Source organism: Halomonas sp. GD1P12, assembly GCF_025725645.1.
In the GTDB taxonomy this organism is placed as follows: Bacteria; Pseudomonadota; Gammaproteobacteria; order Pseudomonadales; family Halomonadaceae; genus Vreelandella.
In genome coordinates this window covers 990650-1007629 of the sequence record NZ_CP107007.1, presented here as the reverse complement: position 1 = coordinate 1007629, position 16980 = coordinate 990650, and the positions used below count along the sequence as shown (strand labels likewise).

Below are 16980 nucleotides of genomic sequence, written 5' to 3'. Positions count from 1 at the left end.
TACAATGCCCCTCGTCTCGCCCCGCACGCTCGGCGCCCTTGCGCTGGTCTGCGCGCCGCTATCGGCTCACGCCGCCGAGAACGTTCAGATCGCCGCCGCCGCCTCGCTGACCGATGCCATGAACGAAGCCATCGCCGCCTTCGAGGCGGCGCACGATATCGACGTCACGCCGGTCTATGCCTCGTCGTCGACGCTGGCGCGTCAGATCGCCAACGGCAGCCCCGCCGAGGTGTTCGTCTCCGCCAACCTCGACTGGATGGACTGGCTCGAAGCGCAAGGGGTTGAAGTAAGCGCGCGCGAAGACCTGCTGCACAACCGCCTGGCGCTGGTCAGCGCCAGCGACACCGCGTTTGAGACGTTCACCCCCGGCGACGGCGCGCCGATCGAGAATCTGCTCGGCGTGGGTGACCGCCTGTCGGTGGGCGACCCGGACCACGTGCCAGCGGGCATCTACACAAGGCAGGCGCTGGAGACGCTCGGCGAGTGGGAGGCACTCGCGCCGCGCCTGGCGCGGGCAAGTGACGTGCGCGCCGCGCTGGCGCTGGTCGAGCGCGGCGAAACACCGGCAGGCGTGGTCTACCAGACCGACGCCTTCGCAAGCGACACCGTGCGCGTGCTGGGGCTTTTCCCGGCGGAGAGTCACGATCCGATCACCTACCCGGCGGCGCTGGTCGGCGCAAAGGAGAGCGAAGCCGCACGGACGCTCAGAGAGTGGCTCGAAAGCGACGCGGCGCTGGCTATTTTCGAGGCTTACGGCTTCGACACCGCCATCAGCCGACCCTGATGCTAACGCCTGCGGAGTGGGAAGCGATTCGGCTGAGCCTTTTGATCGGGCTGGCCGCCGTGGCCTGGATTCTGCCACCGGGTATCGTCATTGCCTGGTGGCTGGCGCGCTTCGAGTTTCGCGGCAAGGCGCTGGTCGACGGGCTGATCCACCTGCCGCTGGTGCTGCCGCCGGTGGTGGTGGGCTATCTGCTGCTGGTGGCGCTGGGCCGCCAGGGGGTCATCGGGGCGTGGCTCTACCAGTCGTTTGGCGTGTCGCTGCCCTTCACCTGGCAGGGCGCGGCGGTAGCCAGCGGCGTGATGGCGTTTCCGCTGTTGGTGCGCGCGCTGCGCCTGTCGCTCGAAGCGGTGGACCCCCAGCTCGAAGCCGCGGCCAGCACCCTGGGCGCCGGGCGGCTGCGGGTCTTCACCACGATCACCCTACCGCTGGCGGTGCCGGGGCTCTTGACCGGTACCATGCTCGCCTTTGCCCGGGCGCTGTCCGAATTCGGCGCCACCATCACCTTCGCCTCCAACATTCCCGGCGAAACCCGCACGCTGCCGCTGGCGCTCTACACGCTGATTCAGAGCCCGGGGCGAGAAAGCGCCGCGGCCAGACTCTGCGTGCTGGCGATCGTCATCGCGCTGGTGTCGCTGATTGCATCAGAGTGGCTTGCCAGACGGACCCGACAGAGAGTGCAGGAGCGCGATGCCTACTGAACCCAGCCCCCCGGCCACCGGGCTTTCGCTTGAGCTCGACCAGCACTTGGGGGCGTTTCAGCTGAGCGCCGCGCTTGACCTGCCCGGGGCCGGCGTGACCGGCGTGTTCGGCCCCTCCGGCAGCGGCAAGACCAGCCTGCTGCGCCTGATCGCCGGGCTCGAGCGCCCCAATACCGGCCGCATCCAACTCGGCGAGCGGGTGCTGGTGGACAGCGCCCAACGTATTTTCGTGCCCCCCCACCAGCGCCGGCTGGGGGTGGTGTTCCAGGAGGCGCGGCTGTTCCCCCACTACCGGGTGCGCGGCAATCTCACCTACGCCATGCCGGCGCACGCGGCACCGCGCTTTGACGATCTCGTCGAGCTTTTGGGGATTGGGCACCTGCTCGAGCGCATGCCCGGGGCGCTCTCCGGCGGTGAGGCGCGCCGGGTCGCCATCGGCCGGGCGCTTTTGAGCGACCCACAGATGCTGCTGATGGACGAGCCGTTGACCGGGCTCGACGGCGCGCGCAAGCAGGAGCTTCTGCGCTATATCGCAACGCTTACGCGTCAGGTGGACATCCCGGTGGTGTACGTCAGCCACGACGTCGACGAGATCGCCGCCATCGCCGACCACCTGGTGGTAATGGGCGCCGGGCAAGTGGTGGCAAGCGACACCCTCTGCGCGCTGTTGCAGCGTCTGGATCTTACCGAGACGCTTAAAGCGTTCGAGGCCGCCTCGCTTCTTGAGGCCACCATCGTCGATCACGATGCGGCCTATGGGCTCACCCAGGTGGTTATCGACTCAGGCGCATCGCACGACTTCCCGAGCCTTACAATTCCCGCACCGGCGCTGGCGAAGGGCCAGCGCGTTCGGCTGCACGTGAAGGCCCGCGACGTTAGCCTGGCCCGATCAATCGCGCCGTCCACCAGCGAACTCGACGCGCTGCCCGCGGTGATCGAGGCAATGACGCGCCTGCCGCAAACGCCGCATCAGATCGAGGTTCGCCTGCGCGTGGGCACGCAGACGCTTCGCGCGCAGCTCACGCGAAAGGCGTGCGACGCCCTGGCGCTTGAAGAGGCCATGGCGGTCACCGCGCTGATTCGCCGGGTGACGCTTTCACCGATTTGAGCGCCGCCCCAACCGATAGACATTTGACCAACCGCCAAAACGACAGCGCCCCGCCCGGTTGACCGGGCGGGGCGCTGTCGCGCTATAGCGCGGCTAGAAAGCCTTGGGAAACATCATTTGCGGCAGGTACATGAAGATACCGGGCAGCAGGATCACCGCAATGATCACCAAAAGAATCAGCCCGATCAGCGGCATGACCGCCACAAAGGCGCGCGGCATGGAGACCTCGCCGATCTGCGTGGCGATCAATAGACAGATGCCGTAAGGCGGCGTGATCAGCCCAAGCGTGAGCGAGAGAATGACCACCAGCGCCATGTGCACCTGGTTGATATCCGCGGCCACACAGAGCCCCTGAATGATCGGCAGGAAGATGATGACCGCGGTGACCGGGCTCAGCACCGTGCCGATGATCAGCATGCAAATCATCACCATCAGCATGATGCCGATGCGCGTTTCGGTAACTGACAGGATGAAGTTGGCGACCTCCTGAGCGATGCCCAGATACGAGATCAGCCACCCCATAATGCCGGCGGAGGCCACGGCGAACATCGGTAGCGAAAACGCCACCACCGAGTCGCTGAGAATGCCGGGCAGCTGGCGAAAGCGAATGGCGCGGTAGAACACGAACGCCAGCAGCATGCCGAGCAGTACCGCGACCGACGCCGCTTCGGTAGCAGTGAACACACCCAGCGTGATGCCGCCCAGAATGATCAGCGGCAGCAGCATCGGCGGGGTCGCGGTGACCGCGGTTCTCCCCATCTGGGCGAACGAGAACGTGCCCGTCGCCTTGATGCCGTGCTTTTTGGCGATGTAGTAGACGTAGCCCATCTGCATCAGCCCGACCAGCACGCCAGGCAGCACCCCGCCCATGAACAGCGCGCCGACGGAAACGTTGCCGAAGGCACCGTAGATGACCATCAGAATCGACGGTGGAATGACCCCGCCGAGCACCGACGAGGCCGCGGTCAGCGCCACGGCGAACGGCGCCGGGTAGCCGGATTTCTTCATCGCCGGAATCAGCACCGCGCCAACGCTTGCGGTATCCGCCGCCGCCGAGCCGGACAGGCTAGCAAACATCATGGAGACCATGACATTGATATGGCCAAGCCCGCCGCGGATGTGGCCCACGGTGCTGTCGGCGAAGCGCAGCAAACGGTCGGTGATACCGCCATCGTTCATCAGCCTACCCAAAAGCAGGAAAAACGGCACCGCCAGCAGCGGAAAGGAGTTGATGCTGGCAAACATCTGGTTGACCACCGAGGTCAACGGCAGGCCCAGCTGCAAAATGGTAATGATCGAGGCCAGCCCAATGGCGAAAGCGATCGGCACGCTCAGCGCGATCAAAAGCAGGAAGCTGCCGATCAGGGTCAGTAAAGGAGTCATGAATCGATGGCCTCGCTTTGGCTTGCGGCCTCTTTTCCGCGGGCCAGCATCTTGATGTCTTTCAAGAGAATTTCGATGGAGAACAAAAACATCGCCACGCCCGCCACGGGCATGGCGGCAAAGACGTAGGACATCGGCGTGCCGAGCGCCACCGAGCGGCGGTGCCAACCCATGTCCACCAGCACGTTGCCGTTGACCACCAGCACGTAGATGACCGGCAGACAGGCGATGCTGCCAAACAGGCGCAGCGCGCGCTGGGTGACGACGAAATGCGAGGGAAAGACGTCGACCACATAGTGTTGGCGCCGACGCAACGCTACCGCGGCGCCGAGAAACACCGACCAGACGAAGCAGGACATGGCGATCTCATCGGTCCAGGAGACCGAGATGGCCAGCACGCTGCGGGCAAACACCTGGTAGAGTACCGTCAGGATGAAGATCGCAAACAAGCTGCCAGCAATCAGCGTCAGTACCCTCTCCAGCACATCATTGATCAATCGCATGCGTTCATCCTTTCAAGCCAACGGCGCCTCCCGCAAGGCGGAAAGCGCGCGATGTGCGGCATTCTTTAAAGGGCGCGAATCGTCTCGAGCAGCTCGGTCAAACCGCGCTCTTCGGCGAACTCGTCGTGAAGCGGCAGCGCCCGGTCGATGAAGGCCTGCTTGTCCACCTCGGTGACCGTCACGCCCAGCTCTTCGAACTGCTGGATGAACTCGGCGTCGTACTCTTCGCCCTTGTCGGTACCCAGCTCTCCGGCGTGCTGCGCGGCTTCCAGAATCAGCGCCTGATCCTCTTCTGAGAAACGGTTGAAGCGGTTTTCACCGATCGAGATGTGGCTCATCATGATCTGGTGCTCGGTCTTGGCGTGGTACGGCGCCACTTCATACAAACGGCTGGAGAAGTAGCCGCTGATGGTGCTTTCGAACGCGCCCACGACGCCGGTCTGCATGCCGGTGTAGATTTCCGTCCAGGGCAGAGACGTGGTCAAGGCGCCATAGGCCTGCCACATGTCGGCGTCCAGCCGCGAGCCGGTCACGCGCATTTTCACGCCTTCCAGATCAGAAGGCTCGGTGACCGGACCGACGTTGGTGCTCAGGTTACGCGTGCCGCCGCCGGTCAGGCTCAACAGTTTGAGACCTACGTCCGCTTCAGTCACGGCGTTATCGAAGTACTCGAACACCGGTGAGTCCGGCGCGGTGGCGGCGCGGAACGTGTCCATGTCTTCGAACAGGTAGTTGAGACTGAAAATTTCGAAATCCGGCACGTAAGGCGAGACGTTCATGACGCCGCCGATGATCATGTCGGTGGTGCCGATGCGGATCTCGTCGACCATGGTCTGGTCGTTGCCGATCTGGCCGCCCGGGAAAATCTGCACGGTGATGCGGTTATCGGTGGCTTCCTCGATTTCCGCCTTGAACGCCTCGGCGGCATCGATCCAGGGGTGCGGCGCACTGACCACCGTCCCAATGCGCAGCGTTTCGGCCAGCGCCGGTGTGGCCCCCATCATCGTGACTGCGCCGAGTACCGCAAGCGTTGAAATAGAGCGTTTTGTCATGATAGTTCCCCTGTCAGGCGGTTTGTGATCATTAGTGAACGGTGGTGGGTAACGAACAATCGATACTCAGGCGTTGGAAACCGGCTCGCCGAGCGTGTGCATCAGCCGGTTGGCCCAGCCAAATAGCGTCGTCGACAGCGTCAAATCCAGGATCTCCTGCTCGTCGAGCCCGACGTCGCGAAGCGCCTGGATATCGCTCTGATCGACGTTCGGCGGCGTCTCGGAAAGGCGCATGCCAAAGCGCAGAATAGCGCGAGTCCGCTCGTCGAGCTCGGCCTCCTTGCCGCGCAGGAAGATATCCTTCATCACCGCGTCACTGCCGACGATGTTGTTGTAACGATGGGCGTGCACCGCCGCGCAGTAGATGCAGCGGTTGACCACCGAGGCCGCCACGGCGCCGAGCTCGCGCTCCTCGCGGCAAAGCCCGCCCTTGTCGTACATGATGCCATTGAAAAGCGAGGTCCGAATACGCAACGATTCCGGGTCGTGGGCCAGTACCAGCACGTAGTCGGAGATTTTGGTGTTCGACGGCGTCTCCTTGAGCGCCTCGCGCTGGGCCTCATTGGCGTTGTCGAAATCGACCGGCGTGACGTGGGGCCGCCAGGTGGGAATACGCGTGGTGAACTTGTGAATGACGCGACTCATTGCGTTTCTCCCATGACGCTCAGCACCGCGGTGACGCGCAGCTGATAGTTGACGAAGGCGACGAGACCGGCCAGGCGTACGATGTCGGCATCGATGAGTCCCGCTTCGCGCAGCGCTTCGATATCGGCTTTGGTAGCGTCCTTGGGCGAGCGCGTGACCAGATCCACGTAGGTCACCATGGCCGCCAGGCGCGGCGCATCCGCGCCAGGCGTGGCGTCGGGGTCGGCCAATCGATGCGGGTCGGCGTCGGCGCCGTAGCTTTCCAGCAGCGCCTGATAATGGGTGATCAGGCCGGTTTGGCGGCAGATTTTCGCCATGCGGCAGGCCAGTGCGGCGCGCGCGGCCCGCGGTACGCCGCCTTCCTCATTCGGCAAAAGCGCAGCGTCGTGGGACTGCTCGGTGAGATCCATCAGTTTACCGCGCATGGTCAGCGCCTCGAAAAGCGCACCGCTGTCCGATACGTTAGCCGCGGTCTCGATTACATGTGCCATTGATACACTCCTTGGGCAGGCGGACCATCAATCATTGGGTAGCGGTGAAGCCGTCCATTCATCGCCCTGAAGCTCCGGGGCGTCGTAGTGCTGTAGCTGCTGCCAGTGACGCTCCACGTCCTCCTGATAAAAGCGCGAGGCGATGGCGCTGGCAAGCCAACTCGCGCCTTCGCTGATACCGGGGATATCGCCGCTCACCTTGCCAAGGCTGACCGACGCCCCGTAGTTGAAGCAGTGAATGTTTTTAAGCCAGGGGGCGCTGCCGGGTTCGCGCTCCTGAAAGGCGAAATCGCGCCCCACGTAGGGGAATTTGCCCAGCTCGTCGTGGGCAAGCTCCTCCGGGGGCTGGTAGCAGTCGCGCCAGAGCAAAATGCGGTCAGCGTAGCCGGCAAGCTCGGTGCGCGCCAGCGGGTCGATCTCAAAGCCCGTGCCCAGGATCAGAAAGTCGCCGCGCACCTCGCCCTGGCGAGTGATGACGACGATCTCGTCGCCCTCCATACGGGTCGCTTCGACGCCGCACTCGAAGTGGAAAAAGGCATTCTCGTGGCGGCTGACGCGCATCGTCGAGCCCCGGGGCGGCGGCGTCTGGGTGATGAACGAGTAGTGCATGATGCGCCAGCGCCAGTCATCACTGAGCCCCGCGTAGCCGTGGGTGAAGCCGAACGAGCCGATGCCCATCATCTTGTTGATGGTCGGCATCTGGGCGCGGCGGATCAAAAAGCGAACCTCGGACGCACCATGCTCCAGCGCCTCGGCGGCGTTATCGACCGCGGACGCTCCCACGCCGACCACGATCACCCGCTTGCCTTCAAGCGCTGCGAAGTCGACATCGTCGGCGGTGTGCGCCCAGGCCTTTTGCGGTAAGCCTTCGACGAAGCCGGGAATTTTCGGCCCGCCGGTACCGTCGCGCCCGGTCGCCATGATCAGCTTGCGCGTCAGCACCGTTTGGGCGGGGGCCCCATCACCGGAAAGCTCAAGGCGTAGAAGGTCGCCTTCGGGTGTGACGTGCTCGACGTTGACGCCGTTTTCGACCGGCAGCGCCAGCACTTCGCGGTACCAGCTCAGGTACGCCATCCAGGTGGGGCGCGGGATCTTGTCGAGCGCCTCCCAGGCCTCACTTCCGTACTGCGCCTCATACCAGGCGCGGAAGGTCAGCGAGGCAAAGCCGTAGCTCGGCCCGGGCAGGGTCTTGGGCGAGCGCAGGGTTTCCATGCGCGCGTAGTTCAGCCACGGCCCCTCGAGCCCTTGCGGGTTGCGATCGAAAATGCGCAGATTGCGAATGCCGCCAGACATCAGCGCGAACGCCGCCACCAGCCCGCACTGGCCACCGCCAATGATGATGACGTCGTGAACGTGCTCGCCCTGCTCCCCGGTGCGGGCGGGCACCCAGTTCGCGGGCGGCAGGTTCAGACACGCGAGATCAAAGCGTACGCGCTCGTTGAGCGCCTCCAAACCGGCACCCGCAAGCGTAGGGGAAGAAGAAGTCGTCATGGTGTCATCTCATCCTGGGAGCGCACGGCGTCCTCGGCCTCATGAGGCCACCAGAACCAGCGTATCGGTGTATCGGAAAAGCGCGGCTCAGAGGGAAGCTCGGCGCGCCTGGCAAGCTCGACAAGACGTTCGGCCTCGGCGAAGGGCTCACATCCCTCGATAGAAGCGGCGCGCGAACGCGCGGGGTCGAGCAGTTCATCCAGCGTGGTGGCCGCAGTTTCGATCGAGGGTGTCGGATAAACGCCGTCGCGCACCGTCCAGGTGCCCGTGCGTTCGTCGACGCTGTAAAGCTTCATGAGTAAGGCCGCGTGACGTGCAATAAATTCGACCGCCGATATTACATAGTTAGCCGTCTCATTGCTAAAAAAGAAATGAAATCCGAGCCTTACCCAGCCCGGACGATATAAGCTTCTTCCATTTCGGACTAACGATTCGTGCTCGAAGGCGGTGTCGGCGTCGATATTCAAAAGCGCATGACCGTAGGGGCCGGCGCAGGAGCAGCCGCCGCGCGCCTGAATACCGAACAGGTCGTTCAGCAGCGCGACGATGAGATTATGGTGCACCTCGCGCTCGCCGGCGCGCACGTTGAACGAGAAGATCGAAAGCCTGGGCGCGTCGCTCGGCCCCAGCAGCGTCAGGTTGTCGAGGCGCGACCAGCGCGCCAGCGCCAGCTTTGCAAGTTCGGCCTCTCGCGCCTCGATCCGCTCTTCGCCGATCATGGATTTGATGCGAAACGCAAACCCGGCGCGAATGTCGCCCAGAATGTTCGGCGTGCCGCCCTCCTCCCGGCGCTGAATGTCGCTGACGTAGCGGTGGCCATCCGCGGTGACATAGGACACCGTGCCGCCGCCGGCAACCGAGGGCACGGCGTTGACGCACAGCGCCCGGCGCACGATCAAAACGCCAGAGCTTCCCGGCCCGCCGACGAACTTGTGGGGTGAGACGAACACGCCGTCCAGGTGATCGTCACACCCAGTGCCCGCCACGTTAATGGGCACGTAGGGACCGCTGGCGGCGTAATCAAACAGCGCGATGCCGCCATGGGCGTGCATCAACCGGGCGATCGCCGCCACGTCACTCTTGACGCCGGTGACGTTGGAGGCCGCGCTGAACGCGCCGATCAGCCGCCGCCCCTGGAAACGTGAAAGCGCCGCTTTCAGCGCCGCCAGATCGATCAGCCCCGCCGCGTCGAGCGGAACGCGAGTGATTTCGGCGTCACACTCGCGCCACGCCAGATCGTTGGAGTGGTGCTCGTAAGGCCCCAAAAACACGACCGGACGAGCCTGATCCGCCGCCTGATCAAAGCGAGCGAGCCCCAGCATCTTCCAGCAGCGGTCGATGGCGGCGGTGGCGCCGCTGCCGGCAAAGATCACCGCGTAGTCGTCGGTGGCGCCGACGGCGCTGGCGATCTGGCGGCGGGCGTCCTCGCGCAGACGCGTGGTGATGCGCCCGGTGTAGGAGGTTTCGGTATGAGTGTTGGCGTAGTACGGCAGCACCTGCTCGCGCATCGCCCGCTCGACGGTGCCGAGCGCCCGCCCGGAGGCGGTGTAGTCGGCGTAGAGTAGCGGGCGCGGGCCGAAGGGGCCGGCGATCGGCTCACCTTCGCCGATGACGTCATCGGCAAGGGTCGTCATCCAGTCAGATGCCGCCGAGGGGCAGCTCGCTGGTTTTCTTGACTTGTTCCATGGAGAAGCAGGATGTGACATTGCTGAGCTCTATTCTCGCGATGAGTCTTTTATAGAAAGCGTCGTAGGCAGCGTTGTCGCGCGTGATGACCTTGAGCAGATAGTCGAACTCGCCGGCCAAACGGTTCACTTCCATGATTTCGGGAAAGGACTGAACCACGTCCTGAAACGCGTCCAGCCAGGCCTGGGTATGCTTGTCGGTCTTGATCATCACGAAAACGGTCAGGCCGAGATCGAGCTTGTGGGGGTTCAATACGGCGATACGCTTCTCGATCACGCCCTCTTTTTCCAGGCGCTGAATACGCCGCCAGCAAGGGGTGACAGAAAGCCCCACTTTCTCGGCCAACTGCGCAATAGATACGCTATCATCCCGCTGAAGCTGTTCAAGAATTTTTAAATCGAAACGATCAATAAGCAATTTATTTCCTTTTTATCTTTTGAAGAGAAATATTATTCCTTATAGAGCATTGGATACCCAATCCAAAGAAATAATTTTTCAGCCCTGCCTGGAACAATTAAAACGGTATCGACTTCAATGATGACAATCGCTTACCTACCCCAGCCTACGCATTCACCCAGCGCTTAAATTGTTAGCCAAGGCTATACAAGTTATTGGTTATAAAGTTTATTTTTTGAAACACCTACTCAGTGCAAGAGACTACCGTGCTAGTATTTCGATACTTGAACGGCAGGGTTCGTCGCCCTGATCGTCTGCCGTTTAAAAGCGCTTCTTAAGCCACACGAGTTCCCCCGCCATGACGCCCGTTGCCCTTGTCCTGCTCGCTTTTTCCATGTCGGCAGATGCGTTCGCCGCCTCGATCAGCAAAGGCGCCGAGCTTCGCCGCCCGCGCTTTCGCCACGCGGTGGGTATCGGGCTGGTCTTTGGCGTGATTGAGGCCATTACGCCGGTACTGGGCTGGGCGGCGGGGGTGGCGTCGCAGCGCTTCGTGCAGGCCTGGGATCACTGGGTGGCGTTTGCGCTGCTGACGGCGATCGGCGCGCACATGGTTTACGCCGGGCTGAATAAAGAGGACAAAATCGAACACCGCCGGCAGACGCTCTGGCTTTTGATACTGACCGCCACCGCCACCAGTCTGGACGCCATGGCCGTGGGCGCGAGCCTCGCCTTCATCGAGGTCGATATCGTCACCACGAGCCTAGCCATTGGCCTTGCCACCACGCTGATGGCCTCGATTGGCACGGTGCTCGGCCACCGGCTGGGCCGCTTCGTCGGCCACTGGGCTGAGCTGATCGGCGGCGTCGTACTGATCGGCATCGGCTGCGCCGTGTTGGCCGAACATACGGGTGTGTTCAGTTGATCAACGCTTTCAGCCACTCGATTAACGCCTGGTGGTTCAGGCTGTACGCCCGCCAGGGCGCCGGCGTGTAGTAGCAAAGATGTGAATCGACCGACTGGGCTACCTCGACCAGCGTGGCGTTGTTGATGTGGTCGGCCACCAGCGTTTGGGAACAGAATACCAGCCCTTTCCCGGCGACCGCCTCGGCTATTCCGTAAAGCTCCTGATCAAAATAGGTAGGCGCGAACGCCTCATCGGTGAGGCCGCTTTGCGCCAGCCACTGAGGCCAGGGCGGTGACGGAAGGCGCCCATTCTTCCAGCGGGTCAGGTACACCGACATCGGCTGGGAATCTCTCATCGCCTGGACAACGGATGCCGTTCCATAAAGGCCGAAGCGCTCCGTCTTCAGAACGCGGGCGTTCTCCACTCGGCGCGTATCGCCCAGCCGGATACAGAGCTGGCTAACCGGGGAGCCCATCGTTTCGCCGGTCGAAACATCCACGTCCAGATCCGGATAGCGTCGTTGAAAGTCGTGAAGCCGAGGAATCAGCACCAGTGCTGCAAATGAGGAGGTGGATTCTACGCGCAGGTGCGAGGCGCCTTGAGCGATATCTTCTAGCGCCGTCTCGATGGTACGAAACCCACTGGTCGTTGCCTCGGACAGCCGATGCCCCGAAGGAGTTAGGGTAATCTGACGATGATGGCGGTCGAAGAGCCGAACGCCGAGCCGCTTTTCCAAATTGGCCACGTGGTGGGACACGCCGGTAGGCGTGAGAGCCATCTCTTCCGCCGCCTTCTTGAAACTGCCCAAACGCGCTGCGGACTCGAACGCCTTGATGGCATGTAGTGACACTTTCACAGTGCTGGCATCCCGTTTTTAATTCTCGGGTGATTTTAACTCATCCATGCAACGTTGCTACTCGTTTGTCCCGTACCGCTTGAAAGCCCAGTATGGCGACTTCTTTTCAGCAACGGCAAACCTTATCATGCGCACCCTACTTCATCTGGACGCCAGCGTTCGCACAGTGTCCAACCCAGTACCCAGCCATGACTCAATTTCCAAAAAGATCGCCCGCGCGTTCATCGATGCGTGGCAAAGCGTAGCGCCCGGCGATGAGATCATTCACCGTGACGTCGGTGTCGCCCCGCCCGCCTTCATCGATCAAGCCTGGATAGGCGCCGTTTTCACGCCCGAGGCGAGTCGGAGCGAAGAGCAGCACCGGCACCTGGCACTTTCCGATCAAATGATCGACGAACTGACCCGATCAGACATCGTCGTGCTCTCGTCCCCCATGTACAACTACGGCATGCCCGCGCCGCTGAAAGCGTGGTTCGATCAGGTCATTCGTATCAACAAGACATTCAGTTTCGACCTGGCGCGCGGTGATGCGCCGCTGGCGCCGATTCTCTCGGGTAAGACGCTGGTACTACTGACCTCGAGCGGCGAGTTCGGCTTTGGCAAGGGTGGTGTGCGCGAGCACATGAACCATTTGGGCCCGCATATTAAAACGCTGAGTCACTACCTGGGCGTCGAGACCTTTCACGAGATCGGCGCGGAGTATCAGGAGTTCAACGACGAGCGCCACCGCCAATCGCTGGCTCGAGCGTTTGATGAAGCCAAAGCGTTGGCTACCAGGCTGAGCGTTGAGCGTTGAGCGTTGAGCGTTGAGCCAGAAGGATCGTCCATGGAGGAAGCGAGATCTGGTGCTGTCTAGCTAAGCCGCCGAGCAAAAGACCAAAACGATTACGGGGCGCCGAGGCGCCCCATAATCATGATCATCCGTTCGTGAGCTCAAACACAGAAGCCCGCGCTTGTTCGATAGGGATCAGAACGTGTACTCGATACCCACTACTGCCACCGGGTAGATGTTGTACTTGTCGAGTTCGTCTTTAAGGTCGTCTTCTTGCTCGCGCGCTTCGCGCTCGGCGATCGCTCGAACGAACGGAATATCGAGCGCATCGCCTCGCGGGGTAAGAGACACGCTGGGGTCGATCCAGAAGGCCCCCACTTCGGCATAGAAGCCCAGACCCTGTTTGGCGCTGTTGCGCCAGCCAATACCCAGGTAGGGCTCCACGCCGTCTGAAAGTTTGCCCACGCCATCCAAACGTGCGCTATTGGCATCGATGGGAATACCGCCAAATTCATCGAACGTTTCGCCGCCCGTGTAGCGACCCACCGCCTTGAGCTGAATATCGGGTCTGACGGCGCCGGCCGAAACGAAGAAGCCGTTTTCAGCCCATGGGTAGACGTCGAGTTTCAGGCTGTAAACGTTCATGTCGACTTCGCCGGTATAGGTAAAATCGCCGTTGGTATGATCCAGGTCGTCGTAGTTGAACCCGCTATAGCCCGCGGTCAGCGCCATATGGTCATGAAAGCGCCAGCTGGCGTTAGCACCCAGCCCTGTGGTGCCGGCACTACCTGCGACCGACCAGCGACTATCGGCCATGGTGACAGTACTGGCCGCTAGCAAAAACGACCCGGTCAATAAAACGGTGGCAAATCGATACATGCAGCAGCCTCAACGTGAAAGTTTTAGAGCGGCGCCGGTCGGCGCCAACTGTTTGGTTGAAGCGAGTTTACGTAAGAGCGCTTTAGTCTATTGAAAGAAAAGCGAAGTGTTAGGCCAGTATTTACCCAACGACACTTAACGTTACCAAACAGTCAGCGTTAACCACTAACAAGTAGTTCTCGTCGACTCATCACTTTTGGGTGATTCAAGTGGCTCAGGATTACCGGCTGTGTGTATGTCTGCGCGCTAAAATCCTAGGCAAAATTCCACACGGCTTTGGGACTGAAGCTGCCCCAGGGGTCTTCGCCGTTAAAAGGCCCAACGTAGAGCACGTGCCGGTTGCGCACGACCCACTCCATGCCGTGCTCGGGCTCCCAGTCGCACTCGAGCTCCATGTGCACCACGGGCGTCGCTTTTTCGAAATGGGGGACGATCAATAGGCTCGGGGTAATGTGCGTGAGCACCTCGCGAGGCGTTGCAAACTCTCTGGGCAGTTCCCCGCTCTCGCTTTGATAGGTCTGGCAGTAATGCTCGGTGGCCTGACAAAGATGATCGATTACCGCATCATCGAGCTCGTTGAGGTACGCCGCGCAGCGTTGCACGCCGTCGGGGTCGCGCTCCGGGCTCAAAAACGGAATGTAGCGCTCGAACAGGGCGCAGTACATCTCGCCTTCCAGACCATCCTCACCATCGGTGACTCCCCGAACCATTTTCATAGTGCCTCCTGCCAAGTTGTTTAGCGGGTGCGACCAACGAACGCCATGTGCAAAAGCGGATAAGGCTTGCCAAGACCGTCCACCGGCGAACGGCTCTGCACCTCGAACCCCAGCCGCTGATAAAAGCCTAGCGCCTGAGTATTTTGTTCGTTCACATCGACGTTGCTCACGCCCTGGTTAAGCGCCTGATCGACAAGGGTTTTACCGATGCCCTGACCCCGCGCCTGCGGGGAGATGAAAAGCATTTCGAGCTTCCCATCCGCCACGCCGCTGAATCCGAGGACTTCGTCGCCATGCCCCTTGGCGATGCGCAGTTCCAGCGCGTCGAAGAACTGCTCGAAGATCAGCGGCTTGAGCATCAATAGATCCTCTTCGGCCAGAAAATCGTGGGTGGCGCGCACCGAAGCTTCCCAAAGTGCGATCAATGCCGGGTAGTCGGACTGGGTGCTTGTGGTGATCTCGAAGTCCGCACGCGCAGACGGCGTCACGGCGATGTACCAGGCCGGGTGCATGGCGTCGAAATCGGTGCGCATGTTGGCGGGCAGATAGCTGGCGCTGTCCAGCACCACCGCTTGCCCCTTTTCGCGCTGAAACACCGCCCAGTGCCAGAAGTTTCTGCCGTCGCGCTGGTGGGGCTTGATCGCGATCAGCGCCAGATCCGGCAGCGCCTGCCAGCCCGTGAAGGGAGTCTCCTCCGGTGAGGTCGCAACCTGTCTTTCCGCGAGCAGGCGGCGCACGTAGTCGGTACTCGACCAGAGCGACTCATCCTCGGCGTAGATGCCCATCGCGTTGGCGCGGGCTTTCATGTCCGCGTAAGTGAGGCCGAGAATCGTAGCGGCGGATGCGATGCCGCAGCCGGTGGGTTCGCGTTGTATGACAGGGGTAAGCAAGAGAGTGTCCCGTTGTGCGCGTGAGAGGCCAAAGCGGCGGCGACATTTACATTAGAAATGTATCACGCGAGCCGCCGCGATTTAACCGACGCGCTATTGGGTTGACCGCTCAATACCGGCCATCGTGAGAATCTCCTCGGTAGGAACGTGCACCAATGCCGACGCCGTCCGATGGAAGGCGCGAATGGCACGGTTAGCGATGTACATGCCGGTCCGCAAGGCTCGACTTCCGGGCGTTGATAAAGCCATTCGTCTAATCCCACTGCGTTTAACGCATGAATCATCTACATTCGCCATCATACGGCGATCTCTCACGCTGACTCGGTTCGCTCCTGTAACGCTTTTCGTCCTCTTATGAGAAGGAACATCATGCGCGCTATTTCGAGTACCTCCTTCGCGGTATTTGGCGCCGGGTTGATCGCCATCGGCTATGGTATCGCGCGGTTCGCTTTCGGGCTTTTCGTGCCGCCCATTCGTGAAGAGCTTGCACTGAGCACATCAGTTATTGGGCTGATCGGCTCGCTGCCGCTGATCAGTTTCGTGCTGGCAACGCTGATAGCACCGGCCGCGGCCAACCGGCTAGGCGCGCGGCTGGCCGCCATTGTCTCGGGTCTATTCGGCATTCTGGGGCTGGCGCTCATCAGTCAGGCGTCCAACGCGCTCATGCTGGGAAGCGGCGTATTCGCCTGCGGTATCTGTACCGGGCTGATGATGCCAGCGCTCACCACCGGCATGCAGGCAATGGTCAAGCGTTCGCTGCACGCCCGGGTCAGCTCGGTCATGAACGCCGGTACCAGCGTGGGGATCATAGTGGCCGTGCCCACGGTGCTTTTCATGGCGGATGCCTGGCGGCTGGCCTACGTGTCGTTTACCGTGCTGGCCGCGCTTGGCGTGGTGGCAACCTGGTTCTTTTTGCCCTCGATATCGCCGGTCACGCCCGCCAACGCCGCGCCGCCCCCGCCACTTAACGCGCTGCCCTGGTCGCGGCTTTTAAGGCTCACCCTCTTTGCGTCACTGATGGGGTTCGTCTCGTCTGCCTATTGGATATTCGCGCCGGACCTTGTGATTACGCTGGGCGGCCTTTCCGCCAGTACGACGGGGTGGCTCTGGTTCGCGGTGGGGCTTGCCGGGTTGGGCGGCGCCTTCGTGGCGGATCTGGCTGATCGCAACAACCCGCCCATTACCCAAGCGCTGATGCTGATGATGCTCTCGGCCAGCCTGTTGCTACTTGCCGCGAGCCCCTCTCAGCCTTTGCTTGCGATCTTTTCGGCGCTGATTTTCGGCCTTGCTTACATGAGCCTGACCGGGCTTTATCTGATGACCGGCATTCGCCTTCTACCCGGACGGCTCTCGGTGGGGCCGGTACTGCCCTTTCTGGCCGTCTCACTGGGTCAGGCAACGGGCTCGCCCGCTATCGGCGCGCTGATCAACGCCTTCGACTACGCTACTACGTTCTCGGTCATTGCGGTGCTGGGCATCGTCATCGCGCTGCTGTCGCCGCTGTTTCCTGGTCACATTTATCAGGAAAACGACGACGAACTGGACGAGCAGACCGGCCTGCAGGCCGCCTACGATCATCAGTTAAGAGACGAAGCCGGCGAGCCGCTGGAAGACCCGTTTCAGGATAGCGAAGAGGAAGGTGCGATCACGAAACCCAGCAGGCACTAAACGCTGCACGTTTGAGTCCCCCTGCCGCGCGCGCTCGGCAGGGGGCCGCTTACTGCAA

18 protein-coding genes are annotated in these 16980 nt (G+C 61.8%); 6 read left to right on the top strand and 12 right to left on the bottom strand.

All coding sequences use genetic code 11. The features are described 5' to 3' along the window. Window positions 1-4 precede the first annotated feature (4 nt). The 3 genes from modA to modC are packed head-to-tail and all read left to right on the top strand — an operon-like array spanning window position 5 to window position 2590. Window positions 5-784: a molybdate ABC transporter substrate-binding protein gene (modA, locus tag OCT39_RS04700; RefSeq protein WP_263586538.1), complete on the top strand. Its 780-nt coding sequence runs from the start codon at window positions 5-7 to the stop codon at window positions 782-784. Continuing rightward, window positions 784-1482, top strand: coding sequence for a molybdate ABC transporter permease subunit (modB, locus tag OCT39_RS04695; protein ID WP_263586537.1), 699 nt, complete (start codon window positions 784-786; stop codon window positions 1480-1482). The genes modA and modB overlap by 1 nt, the downstream gene beginning before the upstream one ends. Then, window positions 1472-2590: a molybdenum ABC transporter ATP-binding protein gene (gene modC, locus OCT39_RS04690; RefSeq protein WP_263586536.1), complete on the top strand. Its 1119-nt coding sequence runs from the start codon at window positions 1472-1474 to the stop codon at window positions 2588-2590. Before modB ends, modC begins: the two co-directional genes overlap by 11 nt. A 93-nt stretch (window positions 2591-2683) precedes the next feature. Here modC and OCT39_RS04685 read toward each other — a convergent pair whose 3' ends face one another. The 8 genes from OCT39_RS04685 to OCT39_RS04650 form a co-directional block, all read right to left on the bottom strand. Continuing rightward, window positions 2684-3973 carry a TRAP transporter large permease gene (locus OCT39_RS04685; RefSeq protein WP_263586535.1) on the bottom strand — a complete coding sequence of 430 codons (1290 nt, stop codon included), beginning with the start codon at window positions 3971-3973 and terminating at the stop codon, window positions 2684-2686. Beyond that, the gene (locus tag OCT39_RS04680) at window positions 3970-4476 is read right to left on the bottom strand and encodes a TRAP transporter small permease (RefSeq protein WP_263586534.1); all 507 of its coding nucleotides are present in this window, start codon (window positions 4474-4476) and stop codon (window positions 3970-3972) included. The genes OCT39_RS04685 and OCT39_RS04680 overlap by 4 nt, the downstream gene beginning before the upstream one ends. A gap of 65 nt (window positions 4477-4541) precedes the next feature. Then, entirely contained in the window at window positions 4542-5528 is a 987-nt protein-coding gene (locus OCT39_RS04675) for a TRAP transporter substrate-binding protein (protein ID WP_263586533.1), read from the bottom strand. A 66-nt stretch (window positions 5529-5594) separates the two neighbouring features. Next, window positions 5595-6173 (bottom strand): peroxidase-related enzyme, encoded by a 579-nt coding sequence (locus OCT39_RS04670; RefSeq protein ID WP_263586532.1) that lies wholly within the window; start codon window positions 6171-6173, stop codon window positions 5595-5597. Continuing rightward, on the bottom strand, window positions 6170-6664 hold the full coding sequence (locus OCT39_RS04665; protein WP_263586531.1) for a CMD domain-containing protein: 495 nt from the start codon (window positions 6662-6664) through the stop codon (window positions 6170-6172). The genes OCT39_RS04670 and OCT39_RS04665 overlap by 4 nt, the downstream gene beginning before the upstream one ends. Before the next feature lie 27 nt (window positions 6665-6691). Continuing rightward, window positions 6692-8155 carry an NAD(P)-binding domain-containing protein gene (locus OCT39_RS04660; protein ID WP_263586530.1) on the bottom strand — a complete coding sequence of 488 codons (1464 nt, stop codon included), beginning with the start codon at window positions 8153-8155 and terminating at the stop codon, window positions 6692-6694. Beyond that, entirely contained in the window at window positions 8152-9789 is a 1638-nt protein-coding gene (locus tag OCT39_RS04655) for an aminotransferase class V-fold PLP-dependent enzyme (RefSeq protein ID WP_263586529.1), read from the bottom strand. Before OCT39_RS04655 ends, OCT39_RS04660 begins: the two co-directional genes overlap by 4 nt. A 4-nt stretch (window positions 9790-9793) precedes the next feature. Continuing rightward, a complete protein-coding gene (locus OCT39_RS04650; protein ID WP_263586528.1) occupies window positions 9794-10258 on the bottom strand; it encodes an Lrp/AsnC family transcriptional regulator in 465 nt (154 codons plus the stop codon). A 337-nt stretch (window positions 10259-10595) separates the two neighbouring features. Here OCT39_RS04650 and OCT39_RS04645 point away from each other — a divergent pair, with 337 nt between their 5' ends. After that, on the top strand, window positions 10596-11159 hold the full coding sequence (locus OCT39_RS04645; RefSeq protein WP_263586527.1) for a manganese efflux pump MntP family protein: 564 nt from the start codon (window positions 10596-10598) through the stop codon (window positions 11157-11159). Here the strand turns inward: OCT39_RS04645 and OCT39_RS04640 are convergent. After that, window positions 11152-11997, bottom strand: coding sequence for a LysR family transcriptional regulator (locus OCT39_RS04640; RefSeq protein WP_263586526.1), 846 nt, complete (start codon window positions 11995-11997; stop codon window positions 11152-11154). The genes OCT39_RS04645 and OCT39_RS04640 overlap by 8 nt on opposite strands. Before the next feature lie 127 nt (window positions 11998-12124). Here OCT39_RS04640 and OCT39_RS04635 point away from each other — a divergent pair, with 127 nt between their 5' ends. Next, window positions 12125-12793: an FMN-dependent NADH-azoreductase gene (locus tag OCT39_RS04635; RefSeq protein WP_263586525.1), complete on the top strand. Its 669-nt coding sequence runs from the start codon at window positions 12125-12127 to the stop codon at window positions 12791-12793. Window positions 12794-12964: 171 nt separating this feature from the next. Here OCT39_RS04635 and OCT39_RS04630 read toward each other — a convergent pair whose 3' ends face one another. The 3 genes from OCT39_RS04630 to OCT39_RS17410 all read right to left on the bottom strand — a co-directional run bounded on the left by OCT39_RS04630 (window position 12965) and on the right by OCT39_RS17410 (window position 15254). Next, window positions 12965-13648 carry a hypothetical protein gene (locus OCT39_RS04630; protein WP_263586524.1) on the bottom strand — a complete coding sequence of 228 codons (684 nt, stop codon included), beginning with the start codon at window positions 13646-13648 and terminating at the stop codon, window positions 12965-12967. Between the two features lie 254 nt (window positions 13649-13902). Beyond that, window positions 13903-14364, bottom strand: coding sequence for a DUF6985 domain-containing protein (locus OCT39_RS04625; protein ID WP_263586523.1), 462 nt, complete (start codon window positions 14362-14364; stop codon window positions 13903-13905). A 20-nt stretch (window positions 14365-14384) separates the two neighbouring features. Continuing rightward, window positions 14385-15254, bottom strand: a complete 870-nt coding sequence (locus tag OCT39_RS17410; protein ID WP_318152976.1) for an acetyltransferase — start codon at window positions 15252-15254, stop codon at window positions 14385-14387. Window positions 15255-15623: 369 nt separating this feature from the next. On the opposite strand from OCT39_RS17410, the gene OCT39_RS04610 reads away from it, so the two are divergent. Continuing rightward, window positions 15624-16922: an MFS transporter gene (locus tag OCT39_RS04610; protein WP_263586522.1), complete on the top strand. Its 1299-nt coding sequence runs from the start codon at window positions 15624-15626 to the stop codon at window positions 16920-16922. The last annotated feature ends 58 nt before the right edge of the window (window positions 16923-16980 follow it).